Source organism: Pinibacter aurantiacus (assembly GCF_019130065.1).
Classification (GTDB): Bacteria; Bacteroidota; Bacteroidia; order Chitinophagales; family Chitinophagaceae; genus Pinibacter; species Pinibacter aurantiacus.
Genome location: NZ_JAHSPG010000003.1, coordinates 210,137 through 236,370 on the forward strand (window position 1 = coordinate 210,137; position 26,234 = coordinate 236,370).

General features: G+C 40.8%; 24 protein-coding genes. 11 read left to right on the forward strand and 13 right to left on the reverse strand.

Annotated elements, in window-relative coordinates:
- Nucleotides 1-109 precede the first annotated feature (109 nt).
- Nucleotides 110-4,936 (reverse strand): translocation/assembly module TamB domain-containing protein, encoded by a 4,827-nt coding sequence (locus KTO63_RS26430; protein ID WP_394371621.1) that lies wholly within the window; start codon nucleotides 4,934-4,936, stop codon nucleotides 110-112.
- Between the two features lie 198 nt (nucleotides 4,937-5,134).
- Here KTO63_RS26430 and KTO63_RS06725 point away from each other — a divergent pair, with 198 nt between their 5' ends.
- Complete coding sequence (locus KTO63_RS06725; protein WP_217790467.1) at nucleotides 5,135-5,356, forward strand: PspC family transcriptional regulator; 222 nt, start codon at nucleotides 5,135-5,137, stop codon at nucleotides 5,354-5,356.
- A 309-nt stretch (nucleotides 5,357-5,665) separates the two neighbouring features.
- Nucleotides 5,666-6,646 carry a helix-turn-helix transcriptional regulator gene (locus KTO63_RS26435; RefSeq protein WP_217790468.1) on the forward strand — a complete coding sequence of 327 codons (981 nt, stop codon included), beginning with the start codon at nucleotides 5,666-5,668 and terminating at the stop codon, nucleotides 6,644-6,646.
- An 82-nt stretch (nucleotides 6,647-6,728) separates the two neighbouring features.
- Here the strand turns inward: KTO63_RS26435 and KTO63_RS06735 are convergent, their stop codons facing one another.
- From KTO63_RS06735 to kdsA, 3 genes are all read right to left on the reverse strand, one after another.
- A complete protein-coding gene (locus tag KTO63_RS06735) occupies nucleotides 6,729-7,178 on the reverse strand; it encodes a hypothetical protein (protein ID WP_217790469.1) in 450 nt (149 codons plus the stop codon).
- 56 nt (nucleotides 7,179-7,234) lie between these two features.
- Nucleotides 7,235-7,690, reverse strand: a complete 456-nt coding sequence (locus tag KTO63_RS06740) for a hypothetical protein (RefSeq protein WP_217790470.1) — start codon at nucleotides 7,688-7,690, stop codon at nucleotides 7,235-7,237.
- A 181-nt stretch (nucleotides 7,691-7,871) separates the two neighbouring features.
- On the reverse strand, nucleotides 7,872-8,693 hold the full coding sequence (kdsA, locus tag KTO63_RS06745; protein WP_217790471.1) for a 3-deoxy-8-phosphooctulonate synthase: 822 nt from the start codon (nucleotides 8,691-8,693) through the stop codon (nucleotides 7,872-7,874).
- A gap of 198 nt (nucleotides 8,694-8,891) precedes the next feature.
- Here kdsA and KTO63_RS06750 point away from each other — a divergent pair, with 198 nt between their 5' ends.
- From KTO63_RS06750 to KTO63_RS06760, 3 genes are all read left to right on the forward strand, one after another.
- The gene (locus tag KTO63_RS06750) at nucleotides 8,892-9,833 is read left to right on the forward strand and encodes an NAD-dependent epimerase/dehydratase family protein (RefSeq protein WP_217790472.1); all 942 of its coding nucleotides are present in this window, start codon (nucleotides 8,892-8,894) and stop codon (nucleotides 9,831-9,833) included.
- A 168-nt stretch (nucleotides 9,834-10,001) separates the two neighbouring features.
- Nucleotides 10,002-11,234 (forward strand): peroxiredoxin family protein, encoded by a 1,233-nt coding sequence (locus tag KTO63_RS06755; RefSeq protein ID WP_217790473.1) that lies wholly within the window; start codon nucleotides 10,002-10,004, stop codon nucleotides 11,232-11,234.
- Between the two features lie 137 nt (nucleotides 11,235-11,371).
- Nucleotides 11,372-12,838: a TlpA family protein disulfide reductase gene (locus KTO63_RS06760; protein WP_217790474.1), complete on the forward strand. Its 1,467-nt coding sequence runs from the start codon at nucleotides 11,372-11,374 to the stop codon at nucleotides 12,836-12,838.
- Nucleotides 12,839-13,230: 392 nt separating this feature from the next.
- On the opposite strand, the gene KTO63_RS06765 is transcribed toward KTO63_RS06760, so the two are convergent.
- Entirely contained in the window at nucleotides 13,231-14,433 is a 1,203-nt protein-coding gene (locus KTO63_RS06765) for a T9SS type A sorting domain-containing protein (RefSeq protein WP_217790475.1), read from the reverse strand.
- A gap of 33 nt (nucleotides 14,434-14,466) precedes the next feature.
- Nucleotides 14,467-15,285 (reverse strand): hypothetical protein, encoded by an 819-nt coding sequence (locus tag KTO63_RS06770; RefSeq protein ID WP_217790476.1) that lies wholly within the window; start codon nucleotides 15,283-15,285, stop codon nucleotides 14,467-14,469.
- Between the two features lie 660 nt (nucleotides 15,286-15,945).
- Between KTO63_RS06770 and KTO63_RS06775 the strand changes: the two genes are divergently transcribed.
- Both KTO63_RS06775 and KTO63_RS06780 read left to right on the forward strand, forming a co-directional pair.
- Entirely contained in the window at nucleotides 15,946-16,137 is a 192-nt protein-coding gene (locus tag KTO63_RS06775) for a hypothetical protein (protein WP_217790477.1), read from the forward strand.
- 57 nt (nucleotides 16,138-16,194) lie between these two features.
- Nucleotides 16,195-16,617 (forward strand): helix-turn-helix domain-containing protein, encoded by a 423-nt coding sequence (locus tag KTO63_RS06780; RefSeq protein ID WP_217790478.1) that lies wholly within the window; start codon nucleotides 16,195-16,197, stop codon nucleotides 16,615-16,617.
- Between the two features lie 72 nt (nucleotides 16,618-16,689).
- Here the strand turns inward: KTO63_RS06780 and KTO63_RS06785 are convergent, their stop codons facing one another.
- The 6 genes from KTO63_RS06785 to KTO63_RS06810 all read right to left on the reverse strand — a co-directional run bounded on the left by KTO63_RS06785 (nucleotide 16,690) and on the right by KTO63_RS06810 (nucleotide 21,629).
- On the reverse strand, nucleotides 16,690-17,103 hold the full coding sequence (locus KTO63_RS06785; RefSeq protein ID WP_217790479.1) for an RrF2 family transcriptional regulator: 414 nt from the start codon (nucleotides 17,101-17,103) through the stop codon (nucleotides 16,690-16,692).
- Between the two features lie 127 nt (nucleotides 17,104-17,230).
- Nucleotides 17,231-17,947, reverse strand: a complete 717-nt coding sequence (gene dapB, locus KTO63_RS06790; protein ID WP_217790480.1) for a 4-hydroxy-tetrahydrodipicolinate reductase — start codon at nucleotides 17,945-17,947, stop codon at nucleotides 17,231-17,233.
- A 106-nt stretch (nucleotides 17,948-18,053) separates the two neighbouring features.
- The gene (locus KTO63_RS06795; RefSeq protein WP_217790481.1) at nucleotides 18,054-18,725 is read right to left on the reverse strand and encodes a DUF5683 domain-containing protein; all 672 of its coding nucleotides are present in this window, start codon (nucleotides 18,723-18,725) and stop codon (nucleotides 18,054-18,056) included.
- Between the two features lie 5 nt (nucleotides 18,726-18,730).
- Entirely contained in the window at nucleotides 18,731-19,681 is a 951-nt protein-coding gene (locus KTO63_RS06800; protein WP_217790482.1) for a ParB/RepB/Spo0J family partition protein, read from the reverse strand.
- Nucleotides 19,682-19,842: 161 nt separating this feature from the next.
- The gene (locus tag KTO63_RS06805; RefSeq protein ID WP_217790483.1) at nucleotides 19,843-20,661 is read right to left on the reverse strand and encodes a ParA family protein; all 819 of its coding nucleotides are present in this window, start codon (nucleotides 20,659-20,661) and stop codon (nucleotides 19,843-19,845) included.
- A 287-nt stretch (nucleotides 20,662-20,948) separates the two neighbouring features.
- Entirely contained in the window at nucleotides 20,949-21,629 is a 681-nt protein-coding gene (locus KTO63_RS06810; protein ID WP_217790484.1) for a metal-dependent hydrolase, read from the reverse strand.
- A 221-nt stretch (nucleotides 21,630-21,850) separates the two neighbouring features.
- Between KTO63_RS06810 and KTO63_RS06815 the strand changes: the two genes are divergently transcribed.
- The 4 genes from KTO63_RS06815 to KTO63_RS06830 all read left to right on the forward strand — a co-directional run bounded on the left by KTO63_RS06815 (nucleotide 21,851) and on the right by KTO63_RS06830 (nucleotide 24,616).
- A complete protein-coding gene (locus KTO63_RS06815; protein WP_217790485.1) occupies nucleotides 21,851-22,351 on the forward strand; it encodes an NADPH-dependent FMN reductase in 501 nt (166 codons plus the stop codon).
- Between the two features lie 265 nt (nucleotides 22,352-22,616).
- Nucleotides 22,617-23,864, forward strand: coding sequence for a metallophosphoesterase (locus KTO63_RS06820; RefSeq protein ID WP_217790486.1), 1,248 nt, complete (start codon nucleotides 22,617-22,619; stop codon nucleotides 23,862-23,864).
- A 111-nt stretch (nucleotides 23,865-23,975) separates the two neighbouring features.
- Nucleotides 23,976-24,215 carry a hypothetical protein gene (locus KTO63_RS06825; protein WP_217790487.1) on the forward strand — a complete coding sequence of 80 codons (240 nt, stop codon included), beginning with the start codon at nucleotides 23,976-23,978 and terminating at the stop codon, nucleotides 24,213-24,215.
- Nucleotides 24,215-24,616 (forward strand): type II toxin-antitoxin system VapC family toxin, encoded by a 402-nt coding sequence (locus KTO63_RS06830; protein ID WP_217790488.1) that lies wholly within the window; start codon nucleotides 24,215-24,217, stop codon nucleotides 24,614-24,616. Before KTO63_RS06825 ends, KTO63_RS06830 begins: the two co-directional genes overlap by 1 nt.
- Before the next feature lie 133 nt (nucleotides 24,617-24,749).
- Here KTO63_RS06830 and KTO63_RS06835 read toward each other — a convergent pair whose 3' ends face one another.
- Nucleotides 24,750-26,159, reverse strand: a complete 1,410-nt coding sequence (locus tag KTO63_RS06835; RefSeq protein WP_217790489.1) for an alpha-amylase family glycosyl hydrolase — start codon at nucleotides 26,157-26,159, stop codon at nucleotides 24,750-24,752.
- Nucleotides 26,160-26,234 lie beyond the last annotated feature (75 nt).

The window sequence follows — 26,234 nt, forward strand, 5'->3', positions numbered from 1 at the left end:
GCATTCGTTATTGAATGCGGCCCTTCTATTAATTATTGGACGTAAAAAACTTGCAATACTTACTCTTGCTGCTACACCTATTAATTCTTAATTATTAATTATTAATTCCTCAGTTGGCTGTCACCTTCTTCGTGCTCTTAAAAATCTCCTTCACTTTATTAAACTCTTTCCGGTAAGAGAAGCTAACGCCCGAGCGGTTTTTGGCTTTGCCGGCAATGTAACTGTAGTTATCGCGGTAGAAGAATGTTAAGCGGAATTTGCCATCAGGAGTAAGTTTGTACTCCACGCTTACATCCGGCAGGAACTGGAATGCGGCCTGGCTCTGTGCGGCCGTTAGACCAAAGTCGAAAGCACTTCCCAGCATGAATGTCAATCTTTCATTCATGTAACTCTTGTTTACACTAAATGTAAAATTGGTTCTGTCAGGAATCGCAAAACTGTTGGCTTCGGTTGGGTCTGTTGGGTTCACAGTACTTGAAGCGTTGTATAAACTCGCATTTATGGTAATGCGCAAACTTTGATCGTTAAACACATTTTGAAAAATGTTGGAGAACTCTTTTGTCAGCATGGTAGACAGAAAACTTGAAATGCTGTTTATCACCAAACCCTCAAACACTGTATTTCCTATTGTACCTTGTTTGCTGGCGGTAACCGGCGCAAAGGAGTTAAACAATACAAGGAACGACACTTGTTTATTCACCTCATTTTCGTCGCGTCTGATCAACGCAATGCAAGCCTGTAACTCAGGATCATTTTGTGTAGCTCCTCCCTCAGGAAGTTGAATATCAAACTTGATCCTTGGCGCTGTTAACCTGTCTGTAATTTGCGCGATTACCAATACTGTTCCCCGATAACGATTCGGATCTTTTACATTTGCACTTGAACTAGGCATCAATGCTGTTACAAGATCATTGAACTTTACATTTTCTGCTTTGTACTCAGCGTTAATGTTCAGGATCGCCTGCGAAGGATTTCCGTTCCACAAAATATAATTGGACGTCGTTTGACTCAACGTAAAATACCTTCTCAATCCCTGAAAACTAAAATTGTAATTTCCTCTTTCAATTTCATAACGGCCGCTCATGGTGAGGTCTTCGGTTGTGCCAACTGTCATTTTGATATTTCCATGTCCCTGCGCCTCAATAACATCGCCTGTAAGCTCATCCATAATCAGATAAACGTGGGCAAAGTTGTTTGCCGTAATATCCATCGACACGTTCAGGTTGGTACCAGAGTTTTCTCTATCAGCAGCTTTCATTTCCTTACCGTATGTTTTGTATACGATAAAATCTGTAGTCTCACTTTCATGTGACGATGCCATCGGTAAATATAACTTAGACGAATCCGTTGGTTCACCTTTTATCGACATCTCCATTTCATCCATCGGGCCGGATAAGGCTAAATTCACCTTGCCGATCACCGTTCCATAAAACTGTTTGTTGTCCACCGCTTTGGTATTCAGCACCAGCAAATGGTTTGAGCGTACCTTGAAATCAAACGCAAGGTTGTCGAAACTTTGATGATACAATTTACTGTCTACTACTTCACCCGTATTTCCAAGCGTATCTTTAATTGTAAATGTGCCGAAGTTAATCACACCATCTTCAAAATCTATATTGGCTTTTGGTATTTTGTAGTAACATTTCGTATAGTCAATCAACATTCCTCCATCGGCCAGCGAAACTTTGCCGAGGTATTTTAAATTCTTCGGATTGCCCGTAATTGTTAGCTGTCCCGTAGCATTTCCTGTAAGATGCGATGCGATGCCTCCAAGGTATTTTTCCAGCGGATGAATATTCGTGTTCTTAAGATTGGAGACGATATTCAAGTTATCCGTGGTGCTATCAACTACGTTAAACATTCCCTGCAAATCAAATTGATAGTTTGGATTATCTGAAACGACTGAGAACGGTGCAGTTTTCTTTTCGCCATCATATGCGCCGGTGAGGTCGAGCATTCCAATTGAATCATTATCCAATCTAAACTGCTCAGCCTTCGCATTTACGTCGATCTTCATTTTTCCAAAAGGCGAGGTAATATTTACATCGCCGGTTAGCAAACCTTCCAGTTTTACTTCCTTTTCAAAAAATGGAGCAAAGTCGCCGATGTTTATTTTTGTTAAACTAACATTCAATGTATTGGCACTGGAAGAATCGCCGGGAGACGCCGTCAGATAGATCTCCTGGTCATCACTGTAGATGCGGAACCCATCAGTCATTACAAGATCCCTGCTAAGAATAAGTTCTCCGTTATTATCTACGATCCACTTTTTCCCATTGATATCAAACGAAGATGGCCTGAAGCTAATGCGTACACCATCAGTCAGCGTTTGCACATCTGCGTTTACCTGTGCATTGTTTAGTGTTTGATTCGCAGTGGTTGCAATTTTCACACTCGACATGTCATTGGCCGAAACAATATTGATAACACTTTTGGGGAAATGCAAACTGTCGTTCACATACGTGTCGCCAATATTGGTTACTAAAGTAAGACTGTCCATGCTTCCTTTTGCCGTCATCTTCACGTCGGAGAAAGCAACGTTGCCGTAAGAGAATTTCGGCACCTCGGATGTTACTTCAAATACGTTATCCCTGCTGTTGATCCTTCCCGAAACCGTTGAGTTATTAAACCCGCCTACCTTATCAGTAAATAAGGCAACATAATCTTCAATGGCTCTCGTAGTAATCACAAAACTGAATTTTTCCTGTTCCAGTTTTTTTGAAGAAGGCCTGATATAACTTGGGTAGTAGCGATTCAAAAATGTTTGAAAGGCATTGGGCAGGTTCTTAATGTTGAACTGGCCGGCAATAGCGGCATCCAGTTCATTGCTCATTAGTACCAGCGTCTTATTACTATCTACAACACTTGAATACAGCGTTAATGAATCAAATGAAATACGTTGTCCCTCTTTAAAGATGGATGCATCATACACGCGTGCCGAACCTAAAAAGTTATCGATATCGTCACCTTCAAAATTGAAACGAAAATGACCATTGAAGTCAATATCTTTCTGGGTAAAATTTAATTTCTGCAAATTGGAATGCTCCACCGTCGATGTAAAATCAAAGCGAGGTTTCGCGCCTGAAAAATCAACCAGGCCATCCAGGTTTCCTTCCAGGTTTTCATCATTGATGGTTAAAAGACCATTGAACAAACGTTTCGCAACCTTTCCATCAACGTTAATGTTTTTATAAGCATAGTTATTGAACTCGATAGATGAAAATTTTCCTACCAGCGAAGCTTCAAGCTGGCGGAATGTAAATGCCGTGCCTTTTCCTGAACCATCAAACGAAACTTTTCCAAACTGCTTATTATCGAGGAATGACCCTAAATCAAAATTGTTTGTGGTAAGTTTTCCGGAGTAAATCGCCAATCCTTTTTCAGGCAGCTTCATGTGAATATCAGTCGTTAGATTTCCCAGGTTGGTTTCTATTGTACCGAAGGTGACAAAGTCACGTATGTAACCGTTAAAACTCCCCCTGAACCTGAGATTTTGAACACTGCTCAGCTTGGGTTCGTCTATATCTTTAATCTCGGGAAAAATAGTGGACGCATCTGCATATGTGGTGCGGAGTTCATTTGCCTTGAACGAAATAAAAGTTTGCTCAATGTCGGGCAAACCTTTCATGCTGAAATCCCCGTTCAGATAAGTTGTTTTGCCCGCCTTTACTTCCAGGTTTTTGCCCGACATGTTTTCGACAGTGCCTTTTACATTGCCGGTAAAGTACACCTGCTTTTTCCAGTTTTTCAGTTCGGGAGCGAAATATGCAATGTCGTCGCTATTAATCTCTGAATCTTTGAAATGCCCATCCATCACTATCTTGCTGATGTAATCGCTCATGTCATCAAAGTCATCATACCGCATCGCATAAAAATTGCGCAGCCTGCTTTTAGGGGTATGAATATCCAGGTTGTGAAACTCCATTGCTCTTGGGTGAAATTTCACGTCAGCCTTCATGGAAGTTACCTGGAAACCACTTCTTTCTTTGGTACTTAAAACGAGTTGAACCGAAAGCGTATCCTTTTTGAAGTGAAGATTTTTAAAAGTGCTGTTGATATCTCCGAATAAAATATGCGCCCCGTCAAAGTAAGTGTATGGGTCGCGCTTAGTGTACACATCGTTTCTGAATGTGCCTTTTGTAAGGGTTAGTTTGTTCACTGCAATATCCCATCCGGCCTCATTCCATTCCAAAGAATCAGGATTTATTTTATGAGAAACAATCACCGTATCACCCGGTTTTTTTACGCGGGGAGGCCTTCTTCCGTCATAATTGTAAATCGAAAAAACAGGTTGGTTAAGATCGATATTGTCGATGACGATCTTCTTTTTTTTCAGATTAAACTCCTTGGTATTGAGTGTAAATGACTGAAGCGAAAAACCCATGTCTTCACCACGCCACTCATCTTTTTTGAGAATGTGAAGATTTTTAAAGTCTATTTTCTCAAGATTCAAAACGATTGAACTCTTCTTGGTGGACGTGTCGGGTTTTGACGGACTGAAGTAATCTACAAGAAACTGGTAGTTCCAAACCGAATCTGTGCGATGCAGAAAAATGCTGGCATCCTGCAGCCCGATATATTTAAGATTAACATCCTCCCCCAGAAAGAACCAATTGTTGATATTTACTTTTACAGCACCTGCATATAAAAGAGTGTCTTTGTTGTGATCTTTTACAAGTGTGCCTTCCAGCAACATTTTGTTAAAAAGGCTGAAATCCACGTGCTTGATCTGAACGGTAGTGTTTAATTCTTTGGAAAGCCTTTTGGTGACTTTACCTATGATCCAGTTTTGAAAGAAGGAAGTTTGAATAAGCCCCCACGCCAGTAATAGGAGTACCAGCAGTGACAGGAAGAAATATCCAATTATTTTCCGGGCTTTTTTCAGTGAATGGGGATTGTAGTTGTAAAAATACTTAAACGGTGATACTGAGCAAATTCGATACCAGAAAAGGCCGGAGGTTTAACGGAAGATTTGAAAAAAAGATGATTTTTACCGGAAAATAACTTTGACGCGGTCCGCCGGCAATTCTAAAACGCCCAAAAAGCTTTTTCTGCTATAGTTAACCAGTTCAAAATTACATAGCTTTAACAAACCGTATTTTTCGGTTTTATTATTTTAGTTAATTTAGCCCTTATGAAATCATTGAAACATTTCATTGAATGGCACATCTTCGGTGTGTGCTCGTACCTGGGTGAAAAAATGGGAATCGCAACATCCTCCATCCGTCGCTTTTTTATCTATGCCTCCCTCCTTACAATGGGTTCGCCTATTATTTTCTACCTTATTTATGCGTTTTGGATCAACATGAAAAAGTATGTTTTTGCTGCCAAACGCAACCCACTCAAGTACTTATAAGCTACAATTGCAGCAATCGGTTGCATATAAATTACAATATTTTACAGTATCTTCTACACTCTTCCTCAAACGGTTGCATATCGTATCAAAATTCATTGTTAAAACAACTTCGTTAAAAGTCCTTTTTGGATAAACATCAGACTTTATCGGTTACAGAGTTAAATGCATGTGTAAGTATCTTTGCACTGTGAACGAGAAATAAGGTTTGGCCCGTTTTTAATTGATCCAGAAAGTCCGTGAGAAGCGAGTTATAATAAGACTAGCTCTTAAAATAACTAAACATGAGTAAAAATCTAAACCCTTTGTAAAGTGAACCGATTCGCTATCCGACATCATAATTATTCAGACTTTGTGCATGGTATAGCCGGCGCGTTTGGTGTAGAAATCACAAACAACGAGTTTGAATTACCTGAGTCTTTAGGAAATGGATTCCTGAAAGGCGTAGATCTCGGAAATGGATTAAGCGTACTTATGGCAGAGGCGTCTCTACGCCATGGCCTGGTGCTGGAAACAGAAGCGGTTGAAGAGGAGTTTTATCTGTTGAATTTCCAGGAAACCAATACTGAAATAAATTATGTTTCAGACTTGCAACCTGAAGGCTCCATTCCTCTTCTAACAGGTGTATATCTTAGAAGTTCTTTAAATAGTGCACAGTATTATTTGCCCGCAGGGCACTTAAGATCTGTAAGTGTAATAATGCCTTTGACATGGATGCAGCATTTTGCTGAACAAAATGAGTCGGGTATAATGCTGGAACATTTACGCAGTATACCTTTTCAAAAGCATCATTTACAACTTATGGATACAGAGTACAGGATCATAATAAGTAAATTATTTGATCCGGAACTCAAGACCCCTTTACGAGAGCTATTCATTGGCAACCGCGTTATGCTGCTGATCGAAAAATTCTTCACAAAGCATTATTTGGGTCTCAACAGTGTAGAAAAAGAAAAACAACTTACTGCAGAAGAGCGTGAAAGACTCGCAGAAGTTGAAAATAAACTGGTCAACGGTTTATTTGAAGAAACGCCAACAATTGATGATCTGGCAAAAATGGCCGCAATGAGCGCTACCAAATTAAAAAGATCGTTTAAGTCAATTTTTGGGCTACCGGTGTATGAATATTATCAGAAACACCGCATGCATGTAGCAAAAGACATCTTGCTTACCGGTAGTTATACCGTAAAGCAGGTAGGTCAAAGGGTTGGCTACCAAAATATCAGCCACTTTGCTGCAGCGTTTAAAAAAATCCATGGAGTATTACCCAGCCAAATGCTGGTTAACAAATAGGTAAGTTTTAAGGTTCAATGGTGTTGTTTAAAAATGCGAAGCCCCTTTCCAGGGGCTTCAATGTTTTTGTATAACGCACGTTCTATTTCCATTGAATTGTTCCGGTTAGCGTTTTTCCAGTTTTGGAAACAGCATTTATTTTCACTATCCCGTCTGTAGTGTATTCCATGCTTCCGGAAAACTCAGTTTCCATTACTCCATCTCCCAAAAACGAAAGAATAATATCTCCATTTTGAGGATCACATCCTGCATTGCAAAAATCGGCTTTACCCGACGTTGGAGCATTTGCTATCCGAACATAAAAAGCCGGTGTCCATGCAAGTGTGCACTCTAGTTCTGTACGATACGTTGTTGTGTGTTGTGCAGGAACACCATATCTGACATTTGCTCCGGTGTATTCTGTTCCGTTGAAAATGATGTCAAACTTTTGGACAGATCCCTGCGAATTCGTTGAGGTGTCTTGGTTATGATCCTTTTTGCAATTGGTTAATGCAATTGCGATAGCCGCAAGTGCAATGGTAAGTCGTTTCATGTATCAGGTTTAATGGACCGAAAGATAATTTAAACTATAGTTACCGTTTGTTAAAATTATGATTTAGTACCCCTGTTTATCTTGTCCAGCATTTTCGCGAGTGCGACAACTCTATCCCTCACATACTTTGCATTTTTATCAAACATCAGCATAGCGTCGTATTCCGCGCCTTTGGGTTTTGTGAATGGTTCCTGGTATGGGTTGTCCTTCTTGAAACTGAGGTAGGTTTTCTTGAAATATTTGTCGCGCTTATTCAGCCATTCTACTTCATCTTTCTTAAAATCAAGCTGCTTTGTTGTATCAAGTGAGTTGTAAATGGTGTGATAGAAAAAATTCACCAGGCTATCCATTTGAGAATAATATCTTTTTGCGCACCCAAATGTGTGGCGGCCATTGTCAAGGCATTCCTGGTATTTGATATCAAAGGAGTCGACGACTTTTCGCGTTTGCCCCAGGGTTACAAACGACAGATAGAAGATTGCAGAAAGAACAATTATGCGTTTTGAGGCCATAAGGCGAATTCAAAGTGCGAATTTGAAAATTTGAAAATCTGCTAATTTGAAAATGGGGCCCATGTGCTAATCATTGAAACATAAATTGACACAGCTTTGAGAGGAAAAATCAAATAGAAATCCCTCACGGAAAGCATTTTCAAATTCCCATATTTTCAAATTTTCAAATTATCAATTCTCTCTAAATTACTGCTTTTCTCAATTTAACCAGCTGTTCCAGTAAACCTTCCAGCAAATCGAGTCTTAACATGTTCGCTCCGTCACTTTTTGCTACTGCGGGGTTAGGGTGTGTTTCGATGAACAAACCATCTGCGCCGGTTGCGATCGCAGCTTTTGCAATGGTTCCTATCAGCTGAGGATTGCCCCCGGTTACTCCACTTGTTTGGTTTGGCTGTTGAAGACTGTGCGTACAATCCATTACTACAGGCACACCATGTTCTTTCATCCATGGGATGTTTCTGTAATCCACCACCAAATCCTGGTAGCCAAAGGTTGTTCCCCTTTCTGTAAGGATGATTTTGTCGTTACCGGCTTTTTGTATTTTTTCTACCGCAAACTTCATAGAAGGCCCGTTAAGAAACTGTCCTTTCTTTACGTTTACGATCTTACCGGTTTCAGCTGCTGCCACTAACAAATCAGTTTGTCTGCAAAGGAATGCCGGGATTTGCAGCACATCCACAAACTCGGCAGCCAAAGGAGCTTCGATGGCTGAGTGAATATCACTTGTTGTGGGCAAATGAAAATGCTTGCCGGTTTTCGCCACCAGATCCAGGCCAAGTTCATCGCCCAAGCCAGTGAAAGAGCTTCCGCTTGTGCGGTTTGCTTTTCTATAAGAAGCCTTAAAAATGTAAGGAATACCCAGTTTTTTACAAATGCCGAATACCTTGTCTGCCACTTCCATCACCAGTTCTTCACTTTCTACCACGCAAGGTCCTGCTATCAAAAAGAAATTTTTCTCGTCGTATTGCTGATTAGCAAATGCATCTTTTAGAAATTGTACCATGTGACAAATGTAGTCAATTTGAAAATTTGAAAATATGAGAATTTGAAAATGCTTTGTGTGCCAGGTTCTGATTAATTTTTCGCTTCCTGAGGCTGCCAATTTGGACTCGGGATACAGCGCATAGGACCCATTTTCAAATTCTCATATTTTCAAATTTTCAAATTGCGGTCTGTACCTTTGCACACGAAATAATTAAACATGGTTAAAGAGAAAATTTTAGTAATAGGCGCTTGTGGACAGATAGGCGTAGAACTTACTTTGGCTTTGCGGAATATCTACGGTGGCTCGAATGTGATCGCTTCGGATATGCGTGAAGAAAATGAATTGCTTAAAGGTACTGGTCCTTACGTGACGCTGGATGTGATGAACAAAGAAATGTTGCACGTTCAGGTGATCCGTCAAAACATTACGCAGATCTATTTGCTGGCAGCGATCCTTTCTGCAACGGGTGAAAAAAACCCGAACCTTGCATGGCATTTGAACATGCAGAGCCTTTTGAATGTGCTCGATATTGCCCGTGAAGAGAAATTGCACAAAGTATACTGGCCGAGCAGCATCGCGGTTTTCGGCCCAACCTCTCCAAAGCAAAATTGCCCTCAGCAAACTATCATTGAACCTTCTACCGTGTACGGCATCAGCAAATATGCCGGAGAATTCTGGTGCAACTATTACAATCAACGTTATGGCGTGGATGTTAGAAGCATTCGCTATCCGGGTTTGATCAGTTATAAATCTGCACCGGGCGGCGGCACCACAGACTATGCGGTTGAAATTTTCCACGAAGCATTGGAGGAAAAGAAATATGAATGTTTCCTTGAAGAAGATACTTACCTGCCAATGATGTACATGCCGGATGCGATTCGTGCAACCATCGAATTGATGGAAGCTCCTGTAGAAAAAATTTCAATACGCACCTCATACAATGTGGCTGCCATAAGTTTTTCGCCAAAGGAAATTGCAGCCTGCATTAAAAAGCATATTCCCGAATTTGAAATCTCCTATAAACCAGACAGCCGCCAGGCCATTGCCAATAGCTGGCCGCAAAGCATTGACGACACTGTTGCCCGTAATGACTGGAACTGGAAGCACGAATACGATTTGGAGAAAATGACGAGTGATATGTTGGAAAACTTGAAGTAATTGAAAATTGAAAGTTGAAAATTGAAAATGAGAAGGACCGCGGATTTTCAAGATTATCGTGATTAATCATCGAAACAATGACAATCTGCGCTCAACTTTCAACTTTCAATTTTCAATTGTTGCCTTGCTCAATCATTTTCAACTTTCAACTTTCAATTTTCAATTAACATGAAGCAAATACTTACCTTTTTAACCACTACCCTGTTTTTAACTGCCGTTCATGCGCAAACGCTTAAAACCGGTGTTTGGCGCGGCGGTCTGCAGAGAACGGATGGCAATGAGATCGCTTTCAATTTTGATGTTAAGCAGGTGCAGGGTAAAAGCGTATTTATTATTCATAACGCAGCTGAAAGGCTTGAGGTAAAGGATATTAGTTTTGACGGCGATTCCTGTTTTATCAACATGCCTTTTTTTGAATCGCAGTTCAGATTGAAAGTGGTTAACAACGGCGAGCTTGCGGGCTTGTGGATCCGCGGTTCTTCTTCAAAAAACCTTGTTGTTCCTTTTAAGGCGGTATATGGATCAACTGAGCGCTATCCGGTTACATCCAGGCCTTCATACAACGTAACCGGCAAGTGGGCGACCAGCTTTTTATCAACTGACGGTAACGAACAAGCGATTGCGGAACTTGTGCAGAAAGGACAAAAACTAACAGGCACTTTTTTAACAGCAACCGGTGACTACAGGTATCTTGAAGGAGTGGTGAACAAAGATTCTTTGCAGATGTCGGGCTTCGATGGAGGGCATGCCTATTACTTTTCTGCCAAAATAAAAGACGCTAAACATTTGTCAGATGGCGTTTTTGTGTCGGGACCTGTTTATAAACAATCATGGACAGCTGAGAGAAATGACACTGCAACATTGCCACGAAATGAAGCTGCGATGTATGTAAACCCGGGTGAGGATAAATTGGATTTTACTTTCACTGACCTGGATGGTAAAAAAGTTTCGATCAATGACACCCGATTTAAAAACAAAGTGGTTGTTATCCAGATAATGGGGAGCTGGTGCCCGAACTGCATGGATGAAACTGCCTTTCTAAGCAGGTTTTATGACAAGAATAAAAATCGTGGCATTGAAATGATAGCACTTGCTTATGAGTATAGTGAAGACCTTCAACGGTCGCAAAAAAGTTTGCTCAAATTCCAACAGCGATTCAATGTGCAATACCCGATATTGATCACCGGTGTTAAAGCAAGCGATACTTTACGTACGCAAAAAACATTGCCGCAGCTTACTCCCATTAAAACATTTCCATCCACAGTGTTCATTGGAAAAGATGGCAAAGTAAAAAAGATTGACACTGGCTTTAATGGTCCGGGAACCGGCGTGCATTATGATGAATACAAGAAAGAGTTTAATAAGATCATTGATGAATTGTTGATTAACGCGGAACGCTGAATGCAGAATGCCTAATGCTTAACGCTGAAGGCTTAACGCTGAAGGCTTAACGCTGAACGCACGCATGCATTGGGCGTTTGGCGTTCAGCGTTAAGCATTATATTTGACACAACCATTAACAATATAACCTTACCATCATGAAAAGATCACTTATTTGCCTTGGCTTTACGATTCTGCATCTTGCTCTTTTCGCACAAAAAAAGCCTGTAGCTACCCCATTTATTCTCCAAGGAAAACTTACAAATTATCCCGAAAAATTTTTCTTCCTGCAGACGTATAATGCTAAAAGAGAAAGAAGGGTTGATACAATTCATGTTAAAGCAGATGGCAGTTTTTATTTTACAGATAGCAGCAATATCAATGCCCAAAAAGCAATGATTGGCTTTGGCAGTATGTTCCATTCGGATATTTTCGTGGCACCCGGTTATAACCTTATTCTAACTTCGGATAGCAAAGAATTTAGCGCTCTTTCATTCACACAAAATAAAAAACTAACCGGCAAGGGAAGTGAAAGCAATTCATTCCTTTTTAAAAGAGACGCTATAATGGCTTCCAATAAAATGCCGCAAGAGTGGTATGAAATGAATGAAAAGGATTTCATTACGTTTTTGAAAAAAAGTAACAAACTAAATGATTCTTTATTTCGTGTAGTGTTTGGTCATCATGCTGCAAACGATAACTATTTTGCCTTCTTTAAGCAAATGACAACGCTGGACAATACTTTTCAAAACTTTTATTATGTGGTTGTCCACTCCCTGATAGATACAAGTTTCAGTGCTGCTCAAATGCGTTCTTTCGTAACTGACAATGTTGATAAAACAATATTGAATGACCTTTATAATGAAAAATACCTGGTTTCTGAGTGGTACCGCACTGCAATGAGCGATTATGTGTCATACCTGCAAAAGCTGGAATGTAAAGAAGCACCTGCTAGTTGTGAAGGGAAAAATTACAATGTTCAGTTGCTGGATGAAATAGCCAAACACTACAAGGGTAAAGTAAAGCAGATCGCGCTGTTCCGCTTCATGAACAACAACCTGACTTATTGCAGGTCTTTTGCCGAACTGAATACTTACAAAAAAGAATTCCCTCAATTTGTGTCGATGCTGGAAGATAAAACCAACCAGCAAAAAATTGACACCCTTTTCGCAAAAATGGAGAATACTCTTCTGAAAACGCAGGTTGGACAACTCGCACCGGCCTTCGTTGCAGAGGACAGTACTGGCCGCCAATACAGTATTGAAAATTATAAAGGAAAGGTGGTTTACCTGGACCTGTGGGCGAGCTGGTGCGGACCGTGCAGACATGAAACGCCTTACCTGAAAAAGCTGGTTGAAAAATTTAACGGCGACGCTTCCATTGCATTTGTTAGTGTTGCAGTACTTGATAAAAAAGATAAATGGAAAGAAGCATTGGCAGATGATACACCTCAATGGCTACAGCTTTTTGATACAAACGGATCGGTGCAAAGTGCATATGTTGCCAACTCCATTCCAAAATTTATTTTGATAAATAAAGAAGGTAAAATTGTAAGTTTTGATGCACCTGTGCCAAGCAGCGGTGAAGAAATTGAAAAGTTGTTAAGAGCTGAAATTGCGAAATAAAAACACTTAAAAACAAAGCCTGTTGACTAAACATCAACAGGCTTTTTTCCACATCATCATCACCACATTTATTCGGCATAATTGTTTTCAGAGGTATAATAAATTGTTCCTTTTGCGGGAGTTCATTAATACATACTCAATGTCGTTTAGCTAAGAACTGTTTAGCGGTTATTGCTTTTATTCAGAAGGCTTCGACAAGCTCAGCCTGACACTCCGCTCTCACTGTCAGGCTGAGCTTGTCGAGGCCTTCTTGCTAACTAAACAACATTAATACATACGAGAAATCTTGGCGGATGGTTTGCCGGGGATCGCTTTTTCAAAAAAATCCCCCGCTAAGAATAGCGAGGGACAAAAAAAGGAGAAATCTTAGTCATAAATAACTACATGAGCCCTTACTCCTTTATCAGTTTTAGTGTGCTTAAAACCTGGCCGTTCTGTATAACCTGTACAAAGTATACCGCACGGGCCAATGATGTTACACTAATTGGTGACGAAGAAGTGACACCGTTTTGGACCAGTAACACCCTTCCATTCACATCTATTAGTTTTATTACTGCGGGTTGCGTGAGCCCCTTTACATAACACACTCCTTGTGTTGGGTTAGGCGTAATTTGCAGGCTGAGAGCTGCCGCATCAAAATTTACAGTTTTCACCGGACTATAAGTGAACTTGCCATCTATGTCTACCATTTTAAGGCGGTAGTAGTTGGGGCCTGTTGCTGTGTTGGCATCAGTAAAGCTGTAGGTTTGCTTGCCTGCATAGTTACCGGCTGCTGCCACAGTGCCTATCTTGCTATAGGTTACTCCATCTGTGCTGCGCTCTACAATAAAAGTGGCAGTGTTTTGCTGCTCGCTTACTGTCCAGTTTAATAAGCTTGCGCTATTGCTTTGCTTAGCTGTAAAGGATAACAGCTTTAATGGCAGTAGTGTCATCGTAGGCGTTAACGCAGAATTACCTGCTCCTATATCCACCAACAGGGAACCGCTGTTATTATATCCGCCGTTCGCAACACTGTAAAAGTAGGCACTGCCAGGAATGTCAGAAGGTATAAAATAACCTGGATAGAGGAAACTTGGTCCATTGTCTATATCACCAACATACGTAGCACCATCGCCTGAATTACCAAAGTCCGCAAAATCCAATAGATAAGGAGTAAAGGTTTTCCCACCTGGCACCTTATAAGTTATTGTTCCTATCCGATATTCAGTACCACTTGTAACGTCAGCTGTTTGGAATACACCTGGCGCTAGATTAATACTATAAGCGTGATAACTAAAACCGGCTGGATTAACACTGACGGATGGAACGCCGTTGCTTCCGGCGTTATCAATTACCGGCGCATACTCACGACCAAACATACTGTTGAGCACTGAATCTGTTGCCCATGTCCCTGTCGGTACACCATCCGAAATCTTAAACCCAACAGCAAATTCAATTTGGGTCCATAAAACCTTGCCGCTACCACGGGGCATTACGTACAGGCTTACTTGGTTGCTTGCCGGACCTAGTTTCATTGTATAGCCGTATCCAGTTACCTGGCTATAACCCAGACAACTGATCAATAAACTAAATATGATTACTAAAATTTTTTTCATAAAATACTTTTGACATGTTTGCGTTGCCCAAACTTATAAATGTTGATTGACTGCGGCAGTTGACACGCCTGCCAATACGGTTGTGGAAAGGAAAAACTCATCACAGCCCGGACTGGTATAACAAACTTTGCCATTCAAGTTGAAATCGGCATTATGATATACATTGTTCAATACGTTGGTTGATACTCCGCCCAACGTAGTTGTAACTAAAAAGAATTCATCATTACCTGGGCCTGTGTACCTTACTACTCCATTACTTGTACCATCGCCACCCCACATTGCAAACAAGCCATTGCCCATGTCTTTCATGGCCGTATTAGTTGTAATGCTTGGATTTTGGTAAGCCTGTGCCTGACCGCTTGTAAAGTCATACAAAGTGGCCGTGCCGCTCAATGCCTGTGCAGCAGCTGTACGTATACCAAGGTGATTGCGGTGGCGGATCGCTATGTAGTAATCGTCGGGTGTAGCGTTCGCAAAACTTACCGGAGATGTGCCATCCAAATCCACTACTGTTCCATCACTTTTTACAAACGCTGCTCTTGTGGCGATTACCGTAGATGGCGTTGTTTTGTCACGTAGCTCTACCAACACCCAATCGGTTACTCCCGCTGGTATGCCGGCTACGGACTCCGTACCAGAATAGTTAAAAGGTGCGTTTTTATATGGTTGAGTCAGAGGTATTACTCCAAGCGAGTTCAATGCAGTGGTCATGGAGGTACCACTTACTGCACCTTGCAATAGTACTTTGACGCTTAGGTTAATTTGTGCGTGCATTCTGCCACTAAGCAAAAGCAGCAGCAAAGCGCATCCCGCGAACCGTACTGTTGATTTATGTTTTAAAAATATACTCATGTAAAAAATTTCAGATTAAAAGTAACTGTAGCACCGGGGCCGCGTAATGCGGATTAACGATGCAGGATAACGCCTGATGTTATTTTATCAGGAGTCAACTTCTGCGCAGGTTATCGATATGGTGAATGCGCAGATTACTGACCTTTGCCAGACCCAATGTATCACCGTTGCGCTCGGGAAGTAGGTGGGCTGATACGCGATAAATAAAGGAGCTGCGAAAATTGAGTGCAAATTCGTTTCATGCATTGAATGTTTAGATGTTAGGGATTTGACAGATTGTTTTAAAAGGGAGTAAGCTGAGAGAAAATATTTGAGCGCCTGGTTTCTTAAATTTCAACAAGCAGACAACAAAATATCGTTCCCGGCAAAAGCGTATATTGTCTATACAACTCTTTTTAATGCATATGTTACTGTGGGGGAAGAAAAGGTTAGAGATACAAAATGGGAGTCCTTTGTTTAAGCACCAGATCATTTAATTTAGCAACCACTAAAAACGTGTATACATGATCGTTACCAAGACAAACATATACACTTTAAGCTGTTATTTTTTACGGGAACCCGTAAAGTGTTTACAAGTAAAAACGACTGATTTAAACAAAGCGCGGTCCAATTAAATAAGAAGAAAAACTGTTTAGTTACAACTTTCCTAAAATCTCATTAATGGACGAAAAAACACCTATCCCAATAAGAGAATATTACCAGCAAACGCTGTTCTTTTCATATCACTATGTTACTTTTGGGATGCTTAATAAACAAATGGTCAATGTGAACTATGGAATCAAGGCATTATGCTTTGATGAACGAGCCGTTGTATTTGTATACTCACCGATGGGACAGGTGATCATTGGTTAGTGCAAATATAGTCGAATATTTCAAACAATTCTAAATTTTCAACTTTTTTTTAAAGAAATGATTTATTTCGGCAAAAACCTTAGGTTTCTAAGAGAAAAAGAAGGTATCAAACAAAATAAGATGGCTGATTCGGCGGGTTTTAACCGAACAACGTGGAATGGCTACGAAAACGACAACAGCTATCCTGATTTTGAAGATTTGGTGAGAATATCCGATTTTTTCGGTATTCCTGAATCCGTTTTGATACGTACTGATTTATCCAAAAACGGGTATCAAGTGCCAGAAAAAACAAAAGATGGCAACCTGGTAGAGGATGAAGCGGAAGAATACAGCTCTCTAAAGTCAGAAATAGAAAAGCTACAACGCACAGTTGATCAGCTGACTGAACATAATCTTTTACAAAGTGAGAAGATCAAAAGTCTTAACGAAGAGAATGCATCTTTGAACGAAAAACTGAAAATACAATCTGCCGACCAGTAAATTCCTGAAGCGTTTAACAAAAAGGACCACCCTCAAGGCAGTCCGATCGAAATAAAAAAGTTCATTTGATATCTATTCAGGAAATGAAATATCTGCAACTGTTTTCTTTTCCAATATTTTCAAAGTGGCATCTCTTACCTGCACCATTGCCATGTTTAAGCCACACTTCTTTTCATCACAGTTTTTACAACGCTCATAAAAATTAAGGCTTACGCAGGGCAGCAAAGAGATTGGTCCGTCCAGCAATCGCATTACCTGTGCAAGATTTACTTTTTTGGGTTCAATTGCAAAAAAGTAGCCTCCACCCTTTCCTTTTTTACTGTCCAGAATTCCTGCCTTTCTTAATTCAAGGAGAATATTTTCCAAAAACTTCAGCGGGATTTTCTTTTTCTTGGATACTTCTGCAATAAGCACTGGCCCTTCATGCTCATGCTGTGCCAGGTACATTAAAGCTTTGAACGCATACTGTGTTTTCTTTGAAAGCATCGGAAGTTTTGAGTTTTGAGTTATGAGTTTTGAGTTGCTAGTTATTGGTTGTTAGTTGTTAGACATGAATAAGCACTATTCGAAAATAAAGGCTAACAACTAATAACTAACAACTAATAACCATTCCTTACAATCCTAACACTTCTTTCATACTAAAGATACCTTTTTTGTCTTTAACAAACTCGGCAGCTAATACTGCACCTGTTGCAAAGCCGGTTCTGTTATGTGCCGTATGGATAATTTCGATATCGTCAATAGCAGATGTATACAACGTAATGTGAGTGCCTGGTGCCGGATCCACTCTTTCACTCAAGATTACCAGTTCACTTGCGTTGTCGCTTTCTTCGTTCACCCATTTTGTTTTGCGGGAAACTCTTTCCAGGATCTGTTCAGCCAGTGAAACCGCGGTTCCGCTTGGTGAATCTTTTTTCTCTGTGTGATGGATCTCTTCCAAACGCACATCGTATTCGGCGTGGGGGGCCATCAATTCTGCCAGTCTTTTGTTGATTTCGAAAAAGATGTTCACGCCTACGCTATAGTTGCTGGCATATACCAGCCCACGGTTGTTTTCGTCGGTATACTTTCTTACGGCATCCCATTTATCGAGCCAGCCTGTAGAGCCGCATACAGTGGGTACGTTCCATTCGAGGAGCTTCATCACATTATTGTAAGCACTATGCGGGCTTGTGAACTCAATGGCAACGTCTGCTTTCGCAAGATTTTCTTTGGTAAACTCATGTTGGTTATCAATGTCGAGCTTTAAAACTATTTCGTGTCCTCTTTTTAAAGCGATTTCTTCGATGGCTTTACCCATTTTGCCATAACCAACTAAAGCAATTTTCATAACAGTTTATTTATATATTTGAGACCTCACCCCAACCCCTCTCCGAAGGAGAGGGGCTAGTCCCCGATTTTGTAAAAACTATAATAATTGCGAATTCAATTCGCCCCTAAGGTAAACCGCGTAATGCCGTTTTCCCTTTGTGAATGTCAAACACCAGGCTCACACCAAATGTTTGTCCGCCAACCTGCGGAGCAATATTTGGCTTAATTTTCATGCTTAGGTCATCGCTCACATCAAAGTGCTTCAAGTGTGCATCTACGGTAGCATCCACCACATTTAATCCCCAAAACAAAATGAACACCAATGCCGCATAATCGACATATTGGCGAAACTGATTCCGAACATTGCGCAATGAATTGACATCTCCATTGTCAACAAACGGTTTCAGATATGGCGCAATGTCATCATAATTGGTTCCTGCACTATCTGACGGCGTCAAATATTTAATAGCATAGTTGGCTGCACGTACCGTTTTCATATTGTCAATAAAAACGTAGGTGGTAATGCCAAGTGCCCCGTAAACAATGGGAAGTTTCCAGTAGCTGCGATTGTAGATTTGCCCCCACCCCGGTAATATTGCAGAACGGGTTGACGCAACTTTTGGATCGTGTTTTCTCATTTTGCCGTGGATCATGGCAGAATCGCCATACAAAGAAGCGGGCTTCTTTTTAGCTATGATCGTATCATGCGTAACCTTTAGGCTGTCCTGCTGGCAAAATGCAACAGAACTCGCACCTGCAAAAAACAGAAGAAAAAATAAAAAACGGTAAAGCTTCATCTTTTTTAGTTAGCTGACACGCCTAGTTGTTCCAATATTTTGTTGAACTCCTGTAAAGAATAATATTCCAGCGTAATGCTGCCATTGCCTTTTTTGCTGTGATTTAGTTTTACACGGGTGCCAAAATGAGACGCTAAATTATCCTCAATTTTCTTATATGTAGGTGGTAATGTTGATTTTGAAGCAACTTTAACAGGTGCGGCGCTTCCATCTTTGTACGCATTACGAACCAATTCTTCGGTTTGTCTTACAGAAAGGCCCTTGCTTTTTATTTCTCCAAATATATAGAGCTGTTTATCTACCGCATCAATGTTGATCAATGCTCTTGCATGCCCCATGCTTATTTCACCGTTACGAACGGCTACCTGTACATCTGGCGGCAATTTTAAAAGGCGGATATAGTTGGAAACGGTACTTCTTTCTTTTCCCATGCGCTCTGCCACTTCTTCCTGTGTGTGGCTAAGCTCTTCCATCATTCGTTTGTAGCTGAGGCCAATTTCTATAGCATTGAGATCTTCACGCTGCAGGTTTTCCAGCAAAGCCAGTTCCAGCAATTGCTGGTCATTTGCCTGGCGAATGTATGCCGGCATATCTTTCAAGCCCGCAATTTTAGAAGCACGGAAGCGGCGCTCACCAGAAATCAACCTGTACTTTCCTGTTGGTAATTTAGAAACAGTAATGGGCTGTATAATGTCGTGAATTTTGATGGAAGCAGCCAATTCATTCAGCGCTTTTTCATCAAAATCGTGGCGTGGTTGCTTTGGGTTCGTTTCGATCTGCTCAATTGGAATGCGCAGAATTCCTGTTGCTGCTTCTACCACATTATTCTTCAAGTGCGTGCCTGTAGCTGTTTTCAGGTCAGCATCGATACCCTGCAGCAAAGAGCGGATGCCCTTGCCTAATAATTCTTTATTACCTTTTGGATTGCTACCTGGTTGTTTTTTCTGGTCACTCATTTTGTTAGAGTTGAAAATTGAGAATTGAGAGTTGAGAGTTGTTTGTTGCTAGTTGTTAGTGCAGGTTAATTGAATGTTACAAACTCGACCTTTCTAACAACTAATAACTAAGAACTAACAACTTAAAACTCATCACTCATTACTTATTACTTAAAACTTATTTACTCCTCGTCGTCGTTTGCCTCAATGATCCTTTCTTCCTGGGATATTTTGGTCATGTTGTTTTTCTGCAAAATTTCTTTGGCAAGGTTCAGGTAGTTAACCGATCCTTTGCTGAAGGCATCGTACAAAATAGAAGGTTTGCCCACACTTGGCGCTTCGCTTAGTTTGGAATTACGGTGAATGATCGTGCTGAAAACAAGATCATCGAAGTGGCGGCGCACTTCACTTACCACCTGGTTGCACAAACGCAAACGGCCGTCGTACATGGTCATCAATATGCCTTCGATCTGCAATTCCGGATTCAAGCGGTTTTGCACGATCTTGATCGTATTTAATAGTTTACCCAAACCTTCAAGGGCGAAAAATTCAGTCTGCACAGGAACCGCCACAGAGTCTGCAGCTGTCAATGCATTTACGGTAATAAGACCGAGAGACGGCGAGCAGTCGATAATGATGAAATCATATTCTGATTTTACCGGCTCCAATATGGCTTTCAGCACACTTTCCCTGTTTGGATAGTTGATCATCTCAATTTCAGCACCCACAAGGTCGATGTGAGAAGGGATCACGTCCAGGTTAGGGATTTCAGTTTTCAGGATTACGTCTCGTGCAGGCGTTTCGTTCACCATACAATCGTAGAGCCCCTGCGTAATATTATGCAGGTCGAATCCAACACCAGTGGTACTATTAGCCTGCGGATCTGCATCCACCAGCAAAGTTTTGAATTCAAGCACCGCAAAACTTGCTGCAAGGTTAATAGCAGTGGTTGTTTTTCCCACCCCACCTTTTTGATTCGCTACACCAATTATTCTTGCCATATTTACTTATTACTTAATTGCTTTTTTGAGCCAGATAACGACTTGGTACGGAGCCAGATAATTATCTGGCTCTACGGGCGTTTCCCTGTTCCGGGTCGCAAATGTAAAATATTATATTCCTTCCGCAATTTGAAATTAAAATTTGGAATAAAAAACTTGCATAAGGATTTAAGAACCAGATTTTTAGAATTCGCCAACAATTATCGTGAATGGGCAATCGTGAAACGTGAATGGGTGCCTAACTTCGGAGACTCCGTATTGACGATTCACCATTCACCTTTCACGATTTACAAATCAATCGTTTCGCCAATGCCGGGCAATAATAATGTTTTCCCGGCGTCCTTAAATATTTGCAAAGTTTTTTCCCTGTCTATTTTGATAAATCCGAAGGTATCGTAGTGCATGCCTATCACTTGATTACATTTTATCATATTTGAAGCTTCCACAGCATCGGCGGCATCCATGGTAAAGTTGTCACCAATAGGCAACAATGCAAATTTTAATTTTCCCCAGCGTGGAACGAGCTGCATATCAAGCGTTAAAGCTGTATCGCCGGCGTAGTAAAAGTCGCCTTCTTCGCTGGTAATGACAAAACCCAGAGGATTTCCGCCGTAAGAACCGTCAGGCAACCCGCTTGAGTGGTGGGCAACTACGCACTTCACTGTAAACTCGCCGAAGTTCCACTTGCCGCCGGTATTCATCGGGTGCGTATTTTCTACGCCCTGCTTGTTTAGCCATTCGTGAATTTCGTATGCTGCAATAACTTTCGCTCCCGTTCTTTTAGCTATACCGACAGTATCTGCAATGTGGTCAGCGTGGCCGTGCGATTGCAAAATATAGTCCGCTTTTATATTATTTACATCTATCTTTTTCGCCAGTTCATTGTGTGTAATGAATGGATCGAATAAAAGATGTTTTCCTTTGATTACAACCGAAAAGCAACTGTGTCCGTAATATGTTACTTGCATAATTCTATGTTTAATAGGCTGCGGTTTGGCAGGCCGACAAAAGTAGCGATTAGAGTGGAGAGTTGAGAATGGAGAGTTGAGAGTTTTTTGGTACCTGATGAAGCAAATGATTCTATCAATAGCGAATAGTGCACTCACAACAACTCTCAACTCTCCACTCTCAACTCTCAACTATTACCTACCTTTATCCCATCACTAATAATTAAACTTTCCTTTTCTACATGTATACCATTATATCCGGTACCAACAGAGCGGATAGTAACACCATAAAGATTGCACGTCAATACGAATATTTCCTGCGACAAAAGGGTATTGAACCTAACTTTTTATCGCTCGAAAACATGGATGTGAATCATAGAAGTCCGGCCATGATCCAACTGGAGAAAACTATTCTGATCCCTACGAAGAAATTTATTTTCATTGCACCGGAATACAATGGCAGCATTCCCGGCGTTTTAAAATCGCTCATCGACATCTCTGATATTAAAAATGTATGGTGGGGCAAAAAAGCACTGCTGGCGGGCGTGTCCACGGGCCGTGCCGGAAATTTGCGGGGAATGGAGCATTTTACCGGCATTTTGCACTATGTAAAAGTGATCGTTCATCCTAACAAACTACCCATTTCTATCGTTGACAGATTATTGGATGCGGAAGGGAAAATCACCGATCCTGCCACTGTGAAGGTTATTAATCAGCAGCTGGATGAGTTTATAGAATTCTAAACAATTCAAAAATCAAAAGTAAAAATTCAAAATCGCAGGCTGTTTTGACTTTTTGTTTTGACGCCGTTTGCACAGATAAACAGGTATTATTGAAAGCAAACTGGTTTTATTTCGAGCAGGGCGAATTGCATTCGCCCCTACATTTTCAATTTTTAAAATATTTTCCTGTCTCAAACGTCTACCAAATAATAGAAAAGTAAAAATTCAAAAGTTTGCTCAGGATTTTGAATTTTTACTTTTACCTTTTTACTTATAAATCATCACTATGCGCAATTCCGGCTTTGCCTGGATACTTCTGGCAATTATAGTAGTTATCGACATTTACGTTTTTCAGGCTTTAAAAACTGTTACCCAAAACTCCGCCGGCCGCACGCGGATCATTTTATTTTCCATTTACTGGTTGTTATCTGCCTGCACATTCTTCTTTATTTTATTGATGCCTTACCTGAATACGGAAAACTGGCCCAAAACATTACGCAGCTACACGTTTGCAATATTGGTTGGTCTATTCTTTTCAAAAGTGGTTGGCTCCATCTTTTTCCTAATTGATGATGTAAGAAGATTGGTGATGTGGAGCATAGGAAAATTATTCAGCAATCCGTCTGTTGCCATTACAACGGGCGATGAAGGCATTACACGATCTGTGTTTATAAGCTGGCTGGGACTGGCTGCCAGCGGCACTTTGTTTGGCTCGCTGGTGTATGGCTTTCGCAACAAATATCACTATCATGTAAACAGGATCAAACTTTCATACGCGAATTTGCCGGCAGCTTTTAAAGGCTTGAAAATTGTACAGGTCAGCGATATCCACTCCGGCAGTTTTAATGATAAAGCAGCTGTTGAAAGAGGCGTTGAAAAAGTGTTGAACGAAAAACCGGATCTCATTTTGTTTACGGGTGACCTTGTAAATGACCGCGCTACAGAGATGAAGAACTACATGGATGTTTTCAGCAGATTGAAAGCTCCGATGGGCGTTTTCTCTACGCTTGGCAACCATGATTACGGTGACTATGTAGCGTGGGACAGTCCGGAGGCAAAAAGACAAAATCTGGAAAACCTTAAGGTAGTTCATGCCAACCTTGGCTGGCGCTTACTCATGAATGAACATGTGGCGCTTGAAAGAGGTGGTGAACAAATTGCTTTAATTGGTATTGAAAACTGGAGCGCTAAAGGACGCTTTCCTAAATATGGGAAAATGGCCGAAGCATACGCGGGTACAGAAAAATATCCTTTCAAAATATTGATGAGCCACGACCCGAGCCATTGGGATGCTGAGGTAATTCCTAAATACAGCGACATCGATCTTATGCTGAGCGGACACACTCATGGTATGCAGTTTGGTGTGGAGCTACCAGGCTTCAAGTGGAGCCCTGTGCAGTACATGTATAAACAATGGGCGGGATTATATGAAACAGAAAAGCAGAAATTGTATGTGAACAGAGGGTATGGATTTATTGGGTATCCGGGTCGCGTGGGCATATTGCCGGAGATTACGGTGATCGAATTCGTGTAGCGCAATTGGCACACAGATGACACGGATTGGACGGATTTACACGGATTTGTTTTCGGGATCGTATTCTTTAGTAAAGCAAAAACAAGTAAATTTGATAAATAAGAAAATAGGATGACTTACACAGAGAAACATATTGTTGAAACGTATTCTGGCCTTTTTGAAGGACTAAGTTCTATTAGTAAAATAGAACTCATAGAAAGCCTGACAAAATCTCTTAAAATAGAAAAAAAGTCAAAGGACAATAAATTCTATAAATCTTTTGGCGCTTTCTCATCTCAGAAATCAGCAGAGGCGATCATCAAAGACATCAAGTCAAGCAGAACGTTTAGAAAAAAAGACATTAAGTTGTAATGCAATATTTACTCGATACCAACATCTGTGTTTTCTTTTTACGCGGGAAGTTAAATTTAGACGAGATCATAAAAGATAAAGGCAGAGAAAATTGTTTTATATCCGAAATCACTGTGCTAGAATTGCGATACGGCGCAGAAAATAGTGACAATCCTTCTAAATCTCATAAAGCCGTTGAGTCTTTTGTAAACGGCCTCTCTATAATTCCAATCTATAGTTGCATAAAGCGATACGCAAAAGAAAAGGTTCGCTTGAGAAAAATTGGCAAACCAATGCATGATGAATTCGATTTGCTTATCGGAGTTTCTGCAATTGAAAATAAGCTCACATTGGTTACTGACAACTTAAAAGATTTTGAAAGATTAGATGGCATTAAAATTGAAAACTGGTTCAAGCGATAACGCATCTAAATTTTAATCGTATACATAAAACAAAAACAGCAAGACTATCAAGCCTTGCTGTTTTTGTTATGAAAAGAATCTACAAATAAAATCCGTGTAAATCCGTCCAATCCGTATCATCCGTGTGCTAATTCTAGTTCTTCAAAACGATGTACTGATATGGCTGCAGTGACACTGTATTTGAAAGAGATACAGCCGAGCCATCAAACGCATTTTTCCAGTTTGAATTATTCAATGCAGATGGAACGCTGTAGTCAACCGCTCTGTTGCGGAAATTCGCCAGCACCAACACTTTCTCACTACCACTCGCTTTTGTAAACACACAAACATCGTCGCTACAGTATGAAGTTAATGTTCCTGTTTTGAGGGCATTGCTGGCGTTTCTAAAAGCGATAATGTTTTTATACGCTGCTTTTATTTCCGGATTGATTGTCCAGTCTATGTTCGTAGTGTTATTGAAATAGGAAAGTTTTACAGGGCAACCAACTTCCTGGCCATTGTAAATCATTGGTACGCCTTTCATGTAAGCTGCAATGGTAAACAAAGCCAGCGATCCGTTCTTGCCTCCAAAAAGATCAATTGGCGAACCATCTGCTGCATCTACATCGTGATTGGACAGATATCTTACTACTTGAGTTGTAGTTGTAGAATTGGTGTATTCGGCAACGTTCAGGCTATCTATCAGTTTAGCAGATTGTCCCGCGGCGAAAACCCGGTCTTTCATTGTATAGTAAAAGCCCATTCCATACTTTAATTGAAAACCCGCGTTAAACTGATCCTTGCGCGTTCCCTCTGCATACAGCAACAATTGATGTGTAGAAATATTGCGCAAAGTATCAATTGCCTGTTGCCAGAAATCATAAGGCACAAAGTCTGCCGCGTCGCATCTGAAGCCATCTACGTTAGCAGTGTATACCCAATATTTCATTGCTTTGATCATTGCCTTGCGCATGTCGCTGTTGTCGAAGTTGAGTTGGGCAACATCGTTCCAACCAGTGTTTGGCGGACTGATGATATTTCCCGAAGCATCTTGTTTATACCATGATTTGTTTGTGATCCAGCTGTTGTCCCACGATGTATGATTGGCCACCCAATCCATGATCACTGCCATTCCTTTTGCATGCGCATCGGCAACCAGTGAACGAAGATCTTCGAGCGTACCAAACTCTGCTGCCACAGATTTATAATCTTTCACACAGTAAGGTGAGTTAACTGATTTTACTGAACCTACCGGATATACAGGCATCAGGTAAACGACATTTACACCAAGTGCTTTGATGGAATCAAGCCTTGCCTGTACCGCTTTAAGTGTTCCTTCTTTGCTGAATGCACGCATGTTTACCTGGTACATCACCACATCACTTGCCGGCGGCACATTTGCATAAGGCGTTCCATATTGTGCAGGATCGGCGTCAACCACTACTGGTGGATCGACAGGTGGATCGGGTTGTGGATTACCAGATGATTTACTGCATGACAAAAAGCTTGCTATCAAAAGACACAGCATGTTGTAGAACATGATTCTTACAATTTTTAAAGACACATCTCTCATTTTAATATTAACGTGTCGCTCGTGAGGAGCTGGTTAACAATATTGATAGACCTGACAGGTTTTTGG

Bases quoted from the DNA above. Each gene is read 5' to 3' on its own strand.
- KTO63_RS06725 (WP_217790467.1), top strand. From the start codon at position 5,135: ATGAAATCATTGAAACATTTCATTGAATGGCACATCTTCGGTGTGTGC.
- KTO63_RS06735 (WP_217790469.1), bottom strand. From the start codon at position 7,178: ATGAAACGACTTACCATTGCACTTGCGGCTATCGCAATTGCATTAACC.
- KTO63_RS06740 (WP_217790470.1), bottom strand. From the start codon at position 7,690: ATGGCCTCAAAACGCATAATTGTTCTTTCTGCAATCTTCTATCTGTCG.
- kdsA (WP_217790471.1), bottom strand. From the start codon at position 8,693: ATGGTACAATTTCTAAAAGATGCATTTGCTAATCAGCAATACGACGAG.
- KTO63_RS06750 (WP_217790472.1), top strand. From the start codon at position 8,892: ATGGTTAAAGAGAAAATTTTAGTAATAGGCGCTTGTGGACAGATAGGC.
- KTO63_RS06755 (WP_217790473.1), top strand. From the start codon at position 10,002: ATGAAGCAAATACTTACCTTTTTAACCACTACCCTGTTTTTAACTGCC.
- KTO63_RS06760 (WP_217790474.1), top strand. From the start codon at position 11,372: ATGAAAAGATCACTTATTTGCCTTGGCTTTACGATTCTGCATCTTGCT.
- KTO63_RS06765 (WP_217790475.1), bottom strand. From the start codon at position 14,433: ATGAAAAAAATTTTAGTAATCATATTTAGTTTATTGATCAGTTGTCTG.
- KTO63_RS06770 (WP_217790476.1), bottom strand. From the start codon at position 15,285: ATGAGTATATTTTTAAAACATAAATCAACAGTACGGTTCGCGGGATGC.
- KTO63_RS06775 (WP_217790477.1), top strand. From the start codon at position 15,946: ATGGACGAAAAAACACCTATCCCAATAAGAGAATATTACCAGCAAACG.
- KTO63_RS06780 (WP_217790478.1), top strand. From the start codon at position 16,195: ATGATTTATTTCGGCAAAAACCTTAGGTTTCTAAGAGAAAAAGAAGGT.
- KTO63_RS06785 (WP_217790479.1), bottom strand. From the start codon at position 17,103: ATGCTTTCAAAGAAAACACAGTATGCGTTCAAAGCTTTAATGTACCTG.
- dapB (WP_217790480.1), bottom strand. From the start codon at position 17,947: ATGAAAATTGCTTTAGTTGGTTATGGCAAAATGGGTAAAGCCATCGAA.
- KTO63_RS06795 (WP_217790481.1), bottom strand. From the start codon at position 18,725: ATGAAGCTTTACCGTTTTTTATTTTTTCTTCTGTTTTTTGCAGGTGCG.
- KTO63_RS06800 (WP_217790482.1), bottom strand. From the start codon at position 19,681: ATGAGTGACCAGAAAAAACAACCAGGTAGCAATCCAAAAGGTAATAAA.
- KTO63_RS06805 (WP_217790483.1), bottom strand. From the start codon at position 20,661: ATGGCAAGAATAATTGGTGTAGCGAATCAAAAAGGTGGGGTGGGAAAA.
- KTO63_RS06810 (WP_217790484.1), bottom strand. From the start codon at position 21,629: ATGCAAGTAACATATTACGGACACAGTTGCTTTTCGGTTGTAATCAAA.
- KTO63_RS06815 (WP_217790485.1), top strand. From the start codon at position 21,851: ATGTATACCATTATATCCGGTACCAACAGAGCGGATAGTAACACCATA.
- KTO63_RS06820 (WP_217790486.1), top strand. From the start codon at position 22,617: ATGCGCAATTCCGGCTTTGCCTGGATACTTCTGGCAATTATAGTAGTT.
- KTO63_RS06825 (WP_217790487.1), top strand. From the start codon at position 23,976: ATGACTTACACAGAGAAACATATTGTTGAAACGTATTCTGGCCTTTTT.
- KTO63_RS06830 (WP_217790488.1), top strand. From the start codon at position 24,215: ATGCAATATTTACTCGATACCAACATCTGTGTTTTCTTTTTACGCGGG.